This is a genomic window from Agrobacterium vacciniicorymbosi (assembly GCF_040427045.1).
In the GTDB taxonomy this organism is placed as follows: domain Bacteria; phylum Pseudomonadota; class Alphaproteobacteria; order Rhizobiales; family Rhizobiaceae; genus Agrobacterium.
Genome location: NZ_JBETMF010000005.1, coordinates 322,803 through 337,656, shown reverse-complemented (window position 1 = coordinate 337,656; position 14,854 = coordinate 322,803). Strand labels below are relative to the sequence as shown.

The following is a 14,854-nucleotide window of genomic DNA, read 5'->3' as shown; positions in this document are numbered from 1 at the left end:
CTTCAGTTTTCTCTAGAACGAAGGACATCGTCGCTAGCAGCGCCGCCGCCCTCGTCAGTGAGCGGACTTATAGAGGACACACCCGAAACAAGTCAACAGCACACCTGTAAAAAAATAGACATATTTGATAGGTCATTGGTTTTATTGGGTAATTTTAGATTTTGGTATCTTGGGCCGTCATATTGGCCAACTTCCTTCATATAGGAAGAGCGGAAAAGCTGCTCATAAGAAGGGATACTGTCTTAAGCGCCACGTTTTCGACATGACACATCCATATCCGGTATCCACGAAGCGGTCTGCATATAAAGGCGGGGAAGATTCGGGCAGGCATAAAGCCGACGTTTGACTCCGGACTTTGAAAGTTGCACATCTTCGGCTCACGGTTTCTGGAGATCAAATGAACGACTGGTCGCGACAGGCATGATGACGGATCGAGACATGATCCGCTCGCTTGGAACCGAACCGCCCATTCTGGCGGAGGGACGGCGCGCCCCTGATCGGCGAGAGATTTCTCTGCGTTGGCTGAGCGGTACGTTTCTGACCGGCATTACCTCCTCCATCCTTATGGGTGTTGCCCTGTTTGCCGCGCTTGATGGCCGACAGCAGCTTGCCATTCCGGCAGAAGCCTTTGCGCGTGCTGATATGGAGCATGACGCATCCGAGACGGTGCGACGCGGTACGCGGCTTCTGGCACCCAATATTGCAGCGCGACCATCCGACCGCTCGGTCATGGAAGTTTCGACCGTCATTCATGATGGTGACAAGGAAGTGGTGCGCAAGGTCCCCTTCTCTCATGTGAAGATCGCGCTCGCCGCCAATTACAACAATCAGGAGGACTATCCTCCCTTCGATCCGCTGAATATTTTCGCGACCAATGACGATGCCTCTCCAGCAGCCAGCAAGACCGGCACGATCTACGGCTCCGAGGTGGAATCCGAAGTCAGCCTGAAGACGATTGCCTTTCCGACCAAGAACAGCCCCTTTGCCTATGCTGGCGGAATGAGCTTCGACGAGGTGGAAGAGGCTGTTCGCTCCAATGGCTCCATGTTGACCGATGGCAATGAGCAGCTTTCCGCCCTTTATTACATCGACCCACGCCGTTTTGAGGCCAGTGAAGATGTGGATGTTACGGCAGGGCTTTCGGCGCGCGTTGTCGAGCAGAACATGTCCGTTTCCACGCCGCAGGCCTCCACCGTCAAGGTGCAGGAATATGCCGACGACGTGATCCCGGTTCGTCAGGCCGAAACGATGGAGGAGGCGCTGTTTGGCGCCGGTTACTCCAAGGAACAGGCCAAACAGACGGCTGCGGCCTTGAGTGCTGAAAACGGATCGGCTGAGGTTCAGGCCGGAGACGTGCTGCGCATCGGCATTTTGCAGAGCGAGGAAAAAAGCGACGTCGTGCGTGCGAGCCTTTATCGCAAGTCGCGCCACGTAGTAACCGTGGCAACGAGTGACACCAAACGTTTCATCAAGGCGACCGAGCCGCCGCATCTGGATGCCGTGGCCACGGCGTTTGACAGCAGCAATGCACCACTGACGGCAAACCGTGATCTTCCGCGCGTTTACGATGGCGTTTACCGGGCGGCGCTGACCTATGGCATGAACCAGACGATGGTGGCGCAGCTGATCAAGCTTCTGGCCAGCAGCGTCGATTTCCAGGCGCAGCTAAAGCCGACGGATTCGCTCGAGGCCTTCTTCTCGGTCCAGGGATCGGACGGCAAGGCAACCGACCAATCCGAGCTGCTTTATGTGAATGCCAAATTCGGCGATAGCGAAACCCGCTTTTATCGCTTCCAGAACCCGGAGGATGGCAGCGTCGATTACTTTGACGGCCAGGGCAAGAGCATCCGGCAGTTCCTGATCCGCAACCCCGTGCCGAACGGCCGCATGACATCCGGTTTCGGCATGCGCCGTCACCCGGTCCTGCGCTTCAGCCGCATGCATACCGGTACCGACTGGGCCGCGCCACGCGGCACGCCGATCATCGCAACCGGCAATGGCGTTGTCGAGAAGGCAGGCTGGGCGTCCGGCTACGGCAACCAGACGCTGATCCGCCATGCCAATGGTTACGTGTCCTCTTACAATCACCAGAATGCGATTGCCAAAGGCGTCGTGGAAGGTGCGCGCGTGACCCAGGGTCAGGTGATCGGCTATGTCGGCTCTACCGGCCTATCGACCGGCGCGCATCTGCATTACGAGTTGATCGTCAATGGCACCAAGGTCGATGCGATGAAGGTGCGTTTGCCGGGCGGGAAGTCGCTTTCGGGTGAAGCGCTGGCGCGGTTTTCGGATGAGAGACGCCGGATCGATACGCTGCTGAACATCGATGGCAAGCCGGAACAGGTCGCGAGCCGCTAAATCATCTTTTCGGACCGAATGAAAAAGGGCTCCATCGCTGGAGCCCTTATCTGTTTCATCATGCCGCGTCGGCGGTTTCGACGTCGGGACGCAGCGGCTTGACCTTGAACAGCAGCCTGTCCGTGCCCGAGGTGACCTTGACGCGTGAGCCATCCGGAATGTCGCCGCTCAGGATCATTTCGGCAAGCCGGTCCTGAACGCTCTTCTGGATGATGCGCTTCAGCGGGCGGGCACCATAGGCAGGGTCGTAACCCTTGTCGGCCAGCCAAATGCGGGCATCCTCATCCAGATCCAGCACGATCTTGCGGTCGCTGAGCAGCGAGACGAGACGCTGAAGCTGGATATCCACGATGGCACCCATTTCATTGCGATGCAGGCGATGGAACAGGATGATGTCATCGATACGGTTGAGGAATTCGGGCCGGAAATGTCCCCGGACACGCTCCATCACCATCTCGCGGACAGAATCCACATCGTCATTATCGCCCATCTGCGTCAGGAACTCCGAACCAAGGTTCGATGTCATGATGATGATGGTGTTCTTGAAATCGACAGTGCGGCCCTGCCCGTCGGTCAGACGGCCATCATCCAGCACCTGCAAGAGGACGTTGAACACGTCCGGATGCGCTTTCTCGATCTCATCGAACAGCACGACCTGGTAGGGACGCCTGCGAATGGCTTCCGTCAGTGCACCACCTTCTTCGTAGCCGACATAGCCAGGGGGCGCACCGATGAGCCGGGCAACGGAGTGTTTCTCCATATATTCCGACATATCGAGGCGAACCATCGCGGTCTCGTCGTCAAACAGGAAGCGAGCCAAAGCCTTGGTCAGCTCTGTCTTGCCGACGCCGGTCGGGCCGAGGAAGATGAAGGAGCCAATCGGACGATTGGGGTCCTGCAAGCCGGCGCGCGCACGGCGAACCGCCTTCGACACGGCCTGAACCGCCTCGCCCTGTCCCACCACGGACTTGGCAAGCTCGTCTTCCATGCGCAGCAGCTTTTCGCGCTGACCTTCCAGCATCCGGTCAACCGGAATGCCGGTCCAGCGGGAAACGACGTGAGCAATATTGTCAGCCGTCACCACTTCCTGAACCATCGAAGCCGTGCCGCTGCTATCGCGTTCTTCCGCCGCAGCCAGTTCCTTTTCGAGGCCTGGAATGATGCCATAGGTCAATTCACCGGCACGCTGGAACTGGCCGTTGCGTTGAGCCGTCGCCAGCTCGTTGCGGGCCTCATCCAGCTGCTTTTTCAGATCAGCCGCATGGCCAAGCTTCTGCTTTTCCGCCTGCCAGCGGGCCGTCAGCGCATCTGCTTTTTCTTCCGTATCGGCAAGCTCGTCTTCGAGCTTCTTCAGCCGGTCGGCAGACGACGTATCGGTCTCCTGCTTCAAGGCTTCGCGCTCGATCTTGAGCTGGATGATACGGCGATCCAGTTCGTCCAGCTCTTCGGGCTTGCTGTCCACCTGCATACGAAGACGCGAAGCAGCTTCGTCCATCAGGTCGATGGCCTTATCCGGCAGGAAGCGGTCGGTGATATAGCGGTTGGACAGTGTCGCAGCCGCCACCAGAGCCGAATCCGAGATGCGGACCTTGTGATGCTGCTCGTATTTTTCCTTCAGGCCACGCAGGATCGAAATCGTGTCCTCAACGGTCGGCTCATCCACCAGAACCGGCTGGAAACGACGGGCAAGTGCGGGATCTTTTTCCACATGCTTGCGATATTCATCCAGCGTGGTTGCGCCGACGCAATGCAGTTCACCACGGGCCAGAGCCGGTTTCAGCAGGTTGGACGCATCCATGGCGCCATCTGCCTTGCCCGCGCCGACCAGCGTGTGCATCTCATCGATGAAGAGAACGATGCCACCGGCTTCCGCCTGCACTTCGTTCAGCACAGCCTTCAGACGCTCTTCGAACTCACCGCGATATTTCGCACCGGCAATCAGCGCACCCATATCGAGCGCCATCAGCTTCTTGTCTTTGAGGCTTTCGGGCACATCGCCATTGATGATGCGCAGGGCCAGACCTTCGGCAATCGCCGTTTTACCGACGCCGGGTTCACCGATCAGCACGGGGTTGTTCTTGGTGCGGCGCGACAGAACCTGAATTGTGCGACGGATTTCATCGTCACGACCAATCACCGGGTCAAGCTTGCCATCGCGGGCTTCCGCCGTCAGATCGCGTGCGTATTTCTTCAACGCATCAAAGCCTTGCTCGGCATTGGCGCTATCTGCGGTGCGGCCCTTGCGGATATCGTTGATGACCTGGTTCAGCGCCTGCGCGGTCACGCCTGCCTTCTTCAGGGAAGCGGAAGTCGACGCAGAGGTCTCGATGGCCATGGCCTGCAACAGCCGCTCCACGGTGACGAAACTATCGCCCGCTTTTTTGGACAGGTCTTCGGCGGTGGAAAACACCTTGGCCAGCGGAGCAGTCAGCGACAGGCCGCCATTGCCGCCGGAGACTTTCGGCAGCTTGGCCAGCGCGGCATCATTGGCAAGACGCGCTTCCTTGGCATTGCCACCGGCACGCTCTATGAGCGCCGCCGCCATGCCCTGGTCATCATCCAGCAACACCTTCAAGACGTGTTCAGCCGCAAATTGCTGATGGTTTTCCGCCAGCGCATAGGTCTGCGCCGATTGCAGAAAACCGCGAACGCGCTCGGAATATTTTTCAATGTTCATCGTCAAACTCCTCTTACCGCCCTGCCCGTTCTCGGCACAGTTTGGAATGTTAGGGTTGAGGCTCCCTGAAGCGGCAAGCCCCGCTACGATATCAGGCTGTTGAGATTTGCCCGCATCGCCTTGAGTGGAAGGCTTGGCATGGTGCCGCGCATTCCACTCTGATTGGCTTGATATGGTATGGGATTTTGATTGTTTAAAGAGGTGGTTGATGGGGGTGTGGTGATTTTTTGGGGCGGCTGGCGTTGGAGCAAGATCGCCACACCCTCCACCCTCATGCTGAGGTGGGAGCGAAGCGACCCTCGAAGCATCGGCCACGCACTCTGCCCCAAACCCGCACTGCCCCAAGCCCGCAACCCCCGTCCTTCGAGGCTCCGGCTGCGCCTGCGCACCTCAGGATGAGGGTTGCTATCGTCGCACCCTGCTTCCAGCTTTCAGCCTCTTACTCCGCCCTCTCACAAGGTAGGGCTGCCACACCCACTGCCCTCATGCTGAGGTGCTTTGACCGTAGGGCAAAGCCTCGAAGCATCCGCCGCAAACTCTGCCCCAAGCCCGCAACCCCCGTCCTTCGAGGCCCCTGCGGAGCACCTCAGGATGAGGGTTGCTCTGTTGCACCTGACGTTCTTCGCCTTGCACACAGCATCCAGCCACACCCTCCAAAATCCAATCCTGTCAAAAATCCCGGCAACCCATCACGCAAGCTTCGCCGTTCACGCGGCAGCATCTGCCCGTGGTATGCTTTACTCTCAGGTCCCATCACCATCAACGGCCATGGGTATGTCGGACGGGGCGCTGTAAGCTGCCTCGTTGGGTCGTCTATAAATGGCACCTCGCAGCGCCCCGTTCGGCTTTTTTGGCCAAACAGCAATCCACTTGCCATGGCTGGCAGAACCCGGATGGCAAAGGCGAAACCTTGCCGGAGAACCGGTCGGACATTTCAAGGCCCGACCCTTCCCATCCGGGTGGCAATGGTCTGTTGCCAGATCATCACCCTGCCAGTTCGGCTGCACCTGCCTTCGATTTGCTCCCGCGCCGATAATCCAAGGGGCGGGAGGATCGATCCGTTTTTCGCAAGGGCTTGCCGCGTCCATGATGGCTGCGGTTCATCCTTGCGATCCGTCCGCGCCGTTTCACAACGGTGCGGGGCAGATGCAGCGTGTTCCTGTGTACCGCCTGACTTTCGCCTCTCACCCCATGGTCGCGTTCGACCAGAGGACGATGAGCTGTCGGAACACCCGGCGGCGGTTAAGCCTTTCGGGCATCGGGAGAATGACACCGGCCGGTCCGAAACCGTGTCACGCTCCTCCCGTTGCCGCCGGGGGGATTGCTGCTCGACCCCGGGATCGAAAGGTTCGCGTCACCCTCTCAACCCCAGCGCCGGTCCCGCCTCGCCGCAACGCCTTGCGGTGTATCCGAGGGCGGAACGGGGCCATTGTCGCTGAGGTCTGGAGGCTGTGAATGAAATTTTGTGAGATTTTTTTGTGGGGTGTGGCGGATTTTGTTTAAGGTGTTGATTTGGTTTGGATGTTTTTATTGTTTGAGGTTTTTGGGTGTGGTTTACCCCGACGTTTCGATAAGGGGCCGCCACACCCACCGCCCTCATGCTGAGGTGGGAGCGAAGCGACCCTCGAAGCATTCGCCGCACATTCTGCCCCGAGCACGCACTGCCTCAAGCACGCAACCCCCGTCCTTCGAGGCTCCGGCTGCGCCTCCGCACCTCAGGATGAGGGTTGCTGCGGTGTGCCCAGCTTCCACCCTTCTCAAAGGGAGGGTTGCTCCGTTGTGCCCCGCCTCATCGGCTTTTTTTCGTCAGCCGGGCAACCACAACCTCCACCCTCTCATTGGGAGGCTTGCCGCACCCGCCGCCCTCATGCTGAGGTGGGAGCGAAGCGACTCTCGAAGCATCCGCCGCATACTCTGCCCCGAGCACGCAACCCTCGTCCTTGGAGGCCCCTACGGGGCACCTCTCCTTCGACAGGCTCAGGATGATGGATGAGGGTTGCTCTGTTGCGGTGGATCTCTGACATTGCCTGCATCTACGGCACCATGGGTTGCTTTCCAAACGCTAACGCCCACAGAAGCCGAGACAACCCCTACTCCACAAAAACCCGCACGCTCGACGCCCGTCCATCCGCATCGATCACCGTCAGTGTCGAAAACCCCTGTCCCTCCGGCAACCACTCACTGCTTCGGCGGCGGGACGGTTCGGACAAGGGTTTACCGTTGGCAAGCCAGTGGAAGGGCGCGCGGCCGCCCTGAAGTTTTAGGACGAGGGGGGAGAGTTCGCCGCTCTGGCCGGTGAGTTCGATGCGGGCGCCCTCGGGCGGATAGACGATCTGCGGTGAGGGTTCGCGGCGCGAGGCCGACAGGAGGCCTGATGGGGTGACGCTGAAGCGGCGTTGGTTTGCGGGGAGGTCCTTATAGGCAAGCCGGGAGACGCCCGGTGGTGCAGGCGGGAAGGGGGTGATGGCGACGCCGGATTTGGTGAAGGCTTCGAACAGGATGGGGGCTGCGGAGACGTAACCGGCAAGGCCGGGGACCGAGCCGTTATCGGCACGGCCTGCCCAGACGCCGATGACATAGCGGCCATCGTAACCCACCGACCATGCATCGCGATAACCATAACTCGTGCCGGTCTTGTAGGCGATGCCGCGCTGCTTCATGCCGAGGGGTGGAAGCACGCCGGAGAGGACATCGCTGATGTTCCAGATGGCGGCTTTGGAAAACAGCGGATCGACATCCAGCACCTGCGGTCTGGCGCGCACGCCATCGCCCAGCTGCACCGGCTGACCGCCATTGGCCAGCGCTGCGTAAAGCTGGACGAGATCGACGAGCGACAGGCCCGCGCCGCCGAGCGCAATGGCAAGCCCCGGCGCTTCTGCCTTCGGCAGCACCATCTGGACGGAGGCGCGGCGGAAGCGGACCATGAGAGCGGCGGGGCTGACGGCATCCAGCAGGCGCACGGCGGGGACGTTGAGCGACAGTTGCAGGGCCTGGCGAATGCTGACATCGCCCTGATACTGCATATCGAAATTGCGCGGACGGTAGCCGGAAAAATCCGCCGGGCGATCTTCGATGATGGTTTCCTGCGCAATCAGGCCGTTTTCGAAGGCAAGGCCATAGATGAAGGGTTTGAGCGTCGAGCCGGGAGAGCGCACCGCGCGGGACATTTCCACCCAGCCACGGCGGTCATTGTCGAGAAAATCCGATGAGCCGACGTCTGCGATGATGTCGCCGGTGGTGCTATCGGCCATGACGATGGCGACGGAAACCTTGTCGCCCAGCTTTTCGGCGGAGCGCTGTGCCAGGGCTTCAAGCTCTCTTTGAATAGGCAGGCGTAGCGTGGAGGCTATGGTGACGGACTGCGGGAAGCGGGCGCGCGCCGCTTGCGCCAGATGCGGGGCATAGGAGGGCAGATCGAGCCGTTTTACCGGAATGGCGGCAATGGTCGCGCGGGCGGCTTCGCCTTCCCCCACCACCTTGGAGACAGCGAGACGTTGCAACACGCGTTCGCGGGCGAGCTTTGCGGCATCGGCAAAGCGATCCGGGCGGCGTTTTTCCGGCAGCTGCGGGAGGGAAACGAGGAGTGCCGATTCTGCCGTTTCCAGCCGTTTCGGCTCCTTGCCGAACCATGCCAGACTGGCGGCTCTGATACCTTCCAGATTGCCGCCATAGGGCGCGATGTTGAGATAGAGGTCGATGATCTGCTGTTTGGTCAGCCGACGCTCGATCTGCCAGGCGCGCGCCATCTGCAGAAATTTGGCGCTGAAGGAGCGATCCGGGCGCGGCTCGATCAACCGTGCCACCTGCATGGACAGCGTGGAGGCGCCGGAGACGATGCGTCCATGGGTCAGCAATTGCCAGGCGGCGCGGCCCAAGGCTGTGAAATCGACGCCGCCGTGATCGAAGAAGCGTTGATCCTCATAGGCAACCAGCATGCGGATGAATTGCGGATCGACATCCGCAGCCGACGTGTGCAGACGCCAGCGTCCGTCCGGCGTTGCGAAGGCGCGCAAGAGTTTGCCATCGGCATCCAGCACTTCCTGCGAGACGATGCGGGCATTTTGCAGCGGTGGCGGAAAGGCGCGGTCCAGACGGTCGAGGCCGTAGACGGCAGCGCCAATCAGCACGGCCGAGACGACAAAACCACTGACAAACGCCCGCCACCTGATCATTGCTGCGCTGCGCGGACCTCCATGCGCCCGGTAGCGGTGCGGACGGAAAATTGCGGACGGTACATATCTTCCACCGACGCCGCCGGATTGTCGTAGGTGCCGGGGGTGACGGCGCGCACGACATAAGCGAGCGTTATCTCCGAACTATCACCTGATGCACGGTCGAAGGCCGCGACGAAACGGTCGTAGCGGAATTCGGTGTGAGCGGCCTCGGTTTCCGGCAGCCAATCGAAATTGGAAAGCGCTGCGCTGTTGACGAGGCTTGGATTGTCGATCTCGAAGCCGGAAGGCAGGAGATCCGTGACCATGATGCGCGATTGCCAGTCATTTTTCGGCGTGACCGTGAGGACGACGACATAGCGTTCGTTCTGGGTGGCTTCGCTGATGTTCACCTCTTCGCCATCCATCGAATAATAGGTCTTCTGGATATCGAAGCCTTCGCCGCCAGCTGGCAGCGGCTGTGCAGGTGGCGCAACGGTGGTGACGACAGCCGTTACCGTATCTTTCGAGGCATTGGTGATCTTGATGGGCGATTGCAGCAGCTCATCACCGCTGATGCTCTTGCTGTAGCCGCCATGTTCCACCGTGCCGTTGATATCGAGCTTGACGTCCTTGTCTTCGCCCTTCAGGGCGCGGGCGGCGAGCAGCATCCAGGCCTGTTCCTGCGTGCTGGTATAGGGCTTGGCGTCCCACGCCTTGGCCACCGCACTGGCCAGTTGCGGAACGACCGCAGGCACCGGGCGGCTTTCGGCGGCGAGCGCCAGCGAGGCGGCACCATCACGCAGGACCGAACCGTAATCGGCTCTGGAAAGGCTGACCTTGGTGGTGGCCGACGCCATGCTGAGAGACGCGCCGAAGACGGATTTCGCCCGTTCCGCATCGCCATAAAGCGACAGGGCCGAGGCCAGTTGCGCCTTGGCAAGCGGCGTCGGAAAATCCTTCAGCGCCGTGTCGGCGTAATAGCGCAGATCGTTGATGGCGGCCTTGCGGTTGCGGGCGAGAACATAGAGCGAGTAGGCGATCTCGTTGCCACGATCCTTGACGTTGTTGTCGTAGGCCAGACCGTTTTGCAGGTTGGTGAGCGCCTGTACCATCGCCGCTTCGGGCACATCGAAGGATTGTTCGCGCGCACGTGTCAGGAAGTCGGTGATATAGGCATCCAGCCACAGGTCACCCTCGCCCGGACCCCAGAGGCCGAAGCCGCCGGAGGAGGACTGGAAGGACAGCACGCGATAGATCGCATCCTGTACGCGCTTGTGGATATCGGGATCGTCAACACCGCCGCGCTGCTTCATCAGTTCTGAGAGATAGAGCAGGGGCAGCGCACGGCTGGTGGTCTGCTCGGCGCAGCCATAGGGGTATTTGTCCAGCATCATCACCAGACCCGGCACATCGAAGGCAGGCGAGCGGGTGACGTTGACGGCGACAGATGAGCCAAGCAGCATGCTCTCCGCCAGAAGATTGCCATCCACGGTCAGGCTGCTGTTGGGCGCGATCTGAATGTTGCGTCGCGTGGTGACCGGCAGCACGGCAGGGCGAACCGGAATGTTCAGCACCTGCTGCAACGAAAGGCCGCTGGCATTGGCGAGCGTGATGGTAATCGCGCCATCGCCGGGATTTTCTCCCGTCAGCGGCACGGTCAGCGATGTCTTGCCGCCCTTTTGCAAGGCGAGCGTCTGCGAGACCTCACCCTCATCGACGGTGATGGACATGTTGCTGGCGATGCCGAGCTTGTAATCGCCCGCCTCGCCGTCGGTATTGGCGATATCGATGCGCATTTGCGAGACATCGCCGGGGCTCAGGAACTTCGGCGCGCTGGCCGTGATGACGACGGGATCGCGGATGACCACGTCAGAGACGGCATGGCCGACACCGGTTTTGGTCCAGGCAACGGCCATGACGCGGGCGGTGCCGTTGAACTGCGGGATGTCGAAACGGATGGTGGCCTTGCCCTGCGCATCCAGCTCCACGGGACCGGCGAAGAAGGCGACCAGCTTTTCCTTGGGCGGGCTACCTTGCAGCGCAACCTGCCCGCCATCACCGCCGGTTTTGAGACGCCCTGTGGCACCCAGCGAACCATCGATCAGGCGACCATAGAGATCACGGATTTCCAGACCCAGACGCCGCTGGCCGAAATACCATTCATCCGGCTTGGGCGGCTCGTAACGGGTGAGGTTGAGAATGCCGACATCGACAGCGGCAACGGTGACATAGGCCTTGTCACCCGCACCGGCACCGGAGACCTGAACGGGGATTTCCAGCGGTTGGCGTGGCAGGGTCTGCTTGGGAAGCGTGAGCGCTATGCCGAGCTTGCGTTCACCGGGATCGACCGCCAGCCATTTGATGCCGATGGCGCGCATGGGCATGCGGCTTTCCTGCGCATCGCCGGGGCGGAACAGGGTGGCGGTGACGTAGGAACCAGCACCCCAGTCTTGCGTGACGGGAATATCCACCTCGCCGCCCTTGTCACCGATCTCGACATTCTGGACCGCAATCAGCTTTTCCGAGCCGGATGTGATCATCAGCTGGCCAGCATAGCGCGATGTGACCTGCAATTTGGCGGTCTCGCCGATCTTGTAGCTCTGCTTGTCGAGCGCGATTTCCAGCGCATCGGGTGTTTCGGTGGAGCTTGCGGAGACGAACCAGCCGGCATCGAACTCGACGCTGGAGGTGGGGCCGTTGTTTTCAGCCGATTCGACTTCGAGGCGATAGCGACCCCATGAGGCAGGCACGGAAATCTCGCCGCCATTGGCATCGATCGCCAATGTGCCTGTCTGCACCTGCTTGGTGTAGACGACCGGCTCATAACGCCAGGAATTGCCCTGACGATACCATTGATAATTCCGCTCGACCTTGATGAGCTTCCATGTGAGGCCGCTCATGGCCTGTTTGCTGCCGTCAGGACCAAGGCTGATGACATGGAAACGACCGATGGAATTTTCAGCGAGATCGCCGGAAAATTCCGGCTTGATGCCGATCATCGCACTATCGGATTTGACCGGCAAAGTCAGTGAGCGCTCAACGGCGCGGCCACCGGCTTCACGCATGCGCAGGGTGATATCGGCGGAGAGATACTGCGTGGTGGAGGGCAGATCGGCCAGCGCGACGTTGAAGGTTGCCTTGCCGTTTTCATCCAGCACGGGAAGATCATCCAGCGTGGTGCGGCTTTCCTCTTCTGTTTCCTCATCCGCAAGACCGAACATATAGCCTTCGAAGCCCGGATGGGTGCGGGTGGGCTTCAGCGCAATTTCACCTTCGAGCGTCAACCCGGCGGCGGGTGCGCCGTAGAGATAACGGCCATCGACATCGATGGCGGTATCACCGGCCGGGTCGATCTCCTTGGCCTTGCTGGTCAGATCGAATTCGGTGCGATCCGGCACGAAGTCATCGACGAGGAAGGATTTCTGGCTGATGGCAGCCGTCTTCGGGTCCGTATGGATGGCCAGGGTCCATGTGCCGCGCATGGCATTTTCCTGCAGGGCCAGATCGACTGCATAGCCGCCCAGCGCCTTGCCATCGGCGACGAAGCGGCGGTCCTCCACGCCATCGGGCCGCGAGAAGATGAAGGTGAGCGGCAGGTTCTCGACCGCATTGCCTTCGATATCGCGGGCGAGCGCCGCAGCATGCACGGTTTCACCGGCACGGTAGATGCCGCGCTCCGTCCAGCTGAAGACATCGATGGCACCGGGGGCGGCACGACCGGTGACGCCACGGTCGGAGAGGTCGAACCCGGCGCGGGTCATATCGAGAAAGACATAATCCTTGTCGCCATTGCGCGCCGTGATGATGGCAGGCGCCTGACCGGCGGTGCCACGCATGAGGCCTGCGGAAAACACCGCGCGGCCCTGCGCATCCGTCGTTGCGGTGCCGAGAACTTCATTGTTCTTGGCAAGAAGCTGGAGCGCCACGCCATCCAGCGGCTTTGCGCTGCTGAGCGCGCGAACGAAGACATTCAGCCCGTCCGTTCCGGCATAGGTGGTGATGCCGGTATCGGAAACGAGGAACCATTGCGTGGCGCGCGAATCCCAGCTTTCCGGCGCAGTGCCGGGTGGAACGGCGGTCAGCACATAGATGCCGGGCTTGCGCTGCGGCAGCGCTTCATCCACCGGGAAGCTGGTGACGACATCCTTGTTCAGCTCGTTCTGGATATCGATGCCGCCCTGCCAGACGAGTTCGCCGATTTCGTTTTCAATCCGCTCTGCGCCATAGCCATCCATCTGCGTCAGGAACTGCGAGTTGGTGAGCAGGCTGGTGATGCTGCGATCGCCCACCCGGTAAAGCTTGAGATCGGCGTGATCGATATTGACGGAAACGAGCGGAATGCCACGGCGGGCGGTGCCGGGCAGAACGAAATTCTCACCGGTAAAGCGCACCGACCCAGACCGGTCGCGGACGTAAATGTCGAGATCGACCTGCTTTTCCAGCGGCTCTTCGACAGAGGACGGCAGACCGGCGCGAAGCGCGATCTTGTAGCGCTGGCCGTGGGTCAGGCCCTCCACGCAAATCTCACTGCCCTTGGCTTCGATGGCCTTGGGGGCAGCGCCATCCAGCGTGACGAAGGAGGAATAATCGACGCCGTTTTTGACCAGCGGTTCGGAGAACTGGATGCAGGCGCGCGGGCTGACGCTATCGGTATCGACCGTGTTGTTGGTGACCCGGAAGCCCTGACGCGCCTTCAAGTCCACATAGGCGGCGCGCGTCTTGGCATTGTCCGACAGCGCAAGGCTGGCCTTGTAGCTATTGAGCGCTGCGCGGTAGCTCTGCGTTTTTTCAAAGGCCTTTGCCAGCGTGTTGAGCGCATCGGTGCGCGCGCTGACGGTGCGGCTCAGCGAATAGGCATTGAGGGCGGCGGTGGCGGATTGCCCCGATATCTCGTAATTATTGTCTATTCGTGCGGCTGTACGGGACAGCTCTGACCAAACAGCACCGTCATCCGGGTTCAGCGCCAAAGCGGACTTATAGCTCTCGACCGCTTGGGGAATATTGGCAGCGCCTGCGAATTGCCGGGCCTGCGCCAGAAGCGCCTCGACGCCCTGCGACTGGTCCGCATCCGATGCCGCAAGGCCTGCCTTCAGACGTCGCGCCTGCTGGTACAGGCTGTCATCCACGAAGGAGAGTTTCTGTGGCGCGCCAAGATCCGGCTCGCTGGTGACTTCCACCACCTTGCCAGCGACCGCGCCGGGGAAGGCGTTGAGCTGGTTGAAATCCGATTTCAGGAAGCACCATTGCACCTTGGGATTATAGGTGAAGGCCTTGCAGGCCTTGTCGTTGATGCAGATGGTTTCGCATTGCGGCAGGGAGACGTTCTGCTCTGTGCGAAGATCGAAGCCGAAATAATCACCATTTTGGGTGGTGACGACCTTTCGTGTTGCGTCCTGCGCAAGCGCTGGCTGGATGGCCAGAGTGGCTGCAACGAAAAACAGGCTCTTCAAAACAGAACGCACGAACATTGGTCCCTCCCCGGTACGCACGACCGCCGCGACTCTGCTCGGATTTCATGCAGAAAGTCAATGCGATCTGGAGTTCCTGGGCGCAGTCATATCCAGCGCTTCCTACCCGCAGTGGCTTGCACAAAAGCGTGGCCGAGAAACCTGCCTTACATGTTGGCATATCCATGAAATTCAGCGTTTGCAGCCTTTTCCTGCGG

General features: G+C 60.5%; 4 protein-coding genes. 1 reads left to right on the top strand and 3 read right to left on the bottom strand.

Annotated features, from left to right (window positions below):
- Positions 1 to 420 precede the first annotated feature (420 nt).
- Complete coding sequence (locus ABUK73_RS10780; protein WP_353577274.1) at positions 421 to 2,358, top strand: M23 family metallopeptidase; 1,938 nt, start codon at positions 421 to 423, stop codon at positions 2,356 to 2,358.
- A gap of 58 nt (positions 2,359 to 2,416) precedes the next feature.
- Here the strand turns inward: ABUK73_RS10780 and clpB are convergent, their stop codons facing one another.
- The 3 genes from clpB to ABUK73_RS10765 all read right to left on the bottom strand — a co-directional run bounded on the left by clpB (position 2,417) and on the right by ABUK73_RS10765 (position 14,657).
- Positions 2,417 to 5,035: an ATP-dependent chaperone ClpB gene (gene clpB, locus ABUK73_RS10775; RefSeq protein ID WP_353577273.1), complete on the bottom strand. Its 2,619-nt coding sequence runs from the start codon at positions 5,033 to 5,035 to the stop codon at positions 2,417 to 2,419.
- A 2,090-nt stretch (positions 5,036 to 7,125) separates the two neighbouring features.
- Positions 7,126 to 9,207, bottom strand: a complete 2,082-nt coding sequence (gene pbpC / locus ABUK73_RS10770) for a penicillin-binding protein 1C (protein ID WP_353577272.1) — start codon at positions 9,205 to 9,207, stop codon at positions 7,126 to 7,128.
- Positions 9,204 to 14,657, bottom strand: coding sequence for an alpha-2-macroglobulin family protein (locus tag ABUK73_RS10765; protein WP_353577271.1), 5,454 nt, complete (start codon positions 14,655 to 14,657; stop codon positions 9,204 to 9,206). Before ABUK73_RS10765 ends, pbpC begins: the two co-directional genes overlap by 4 nt.
- Positions 14,658 to 14,854 lie beyond the last annotated feature (197 nt).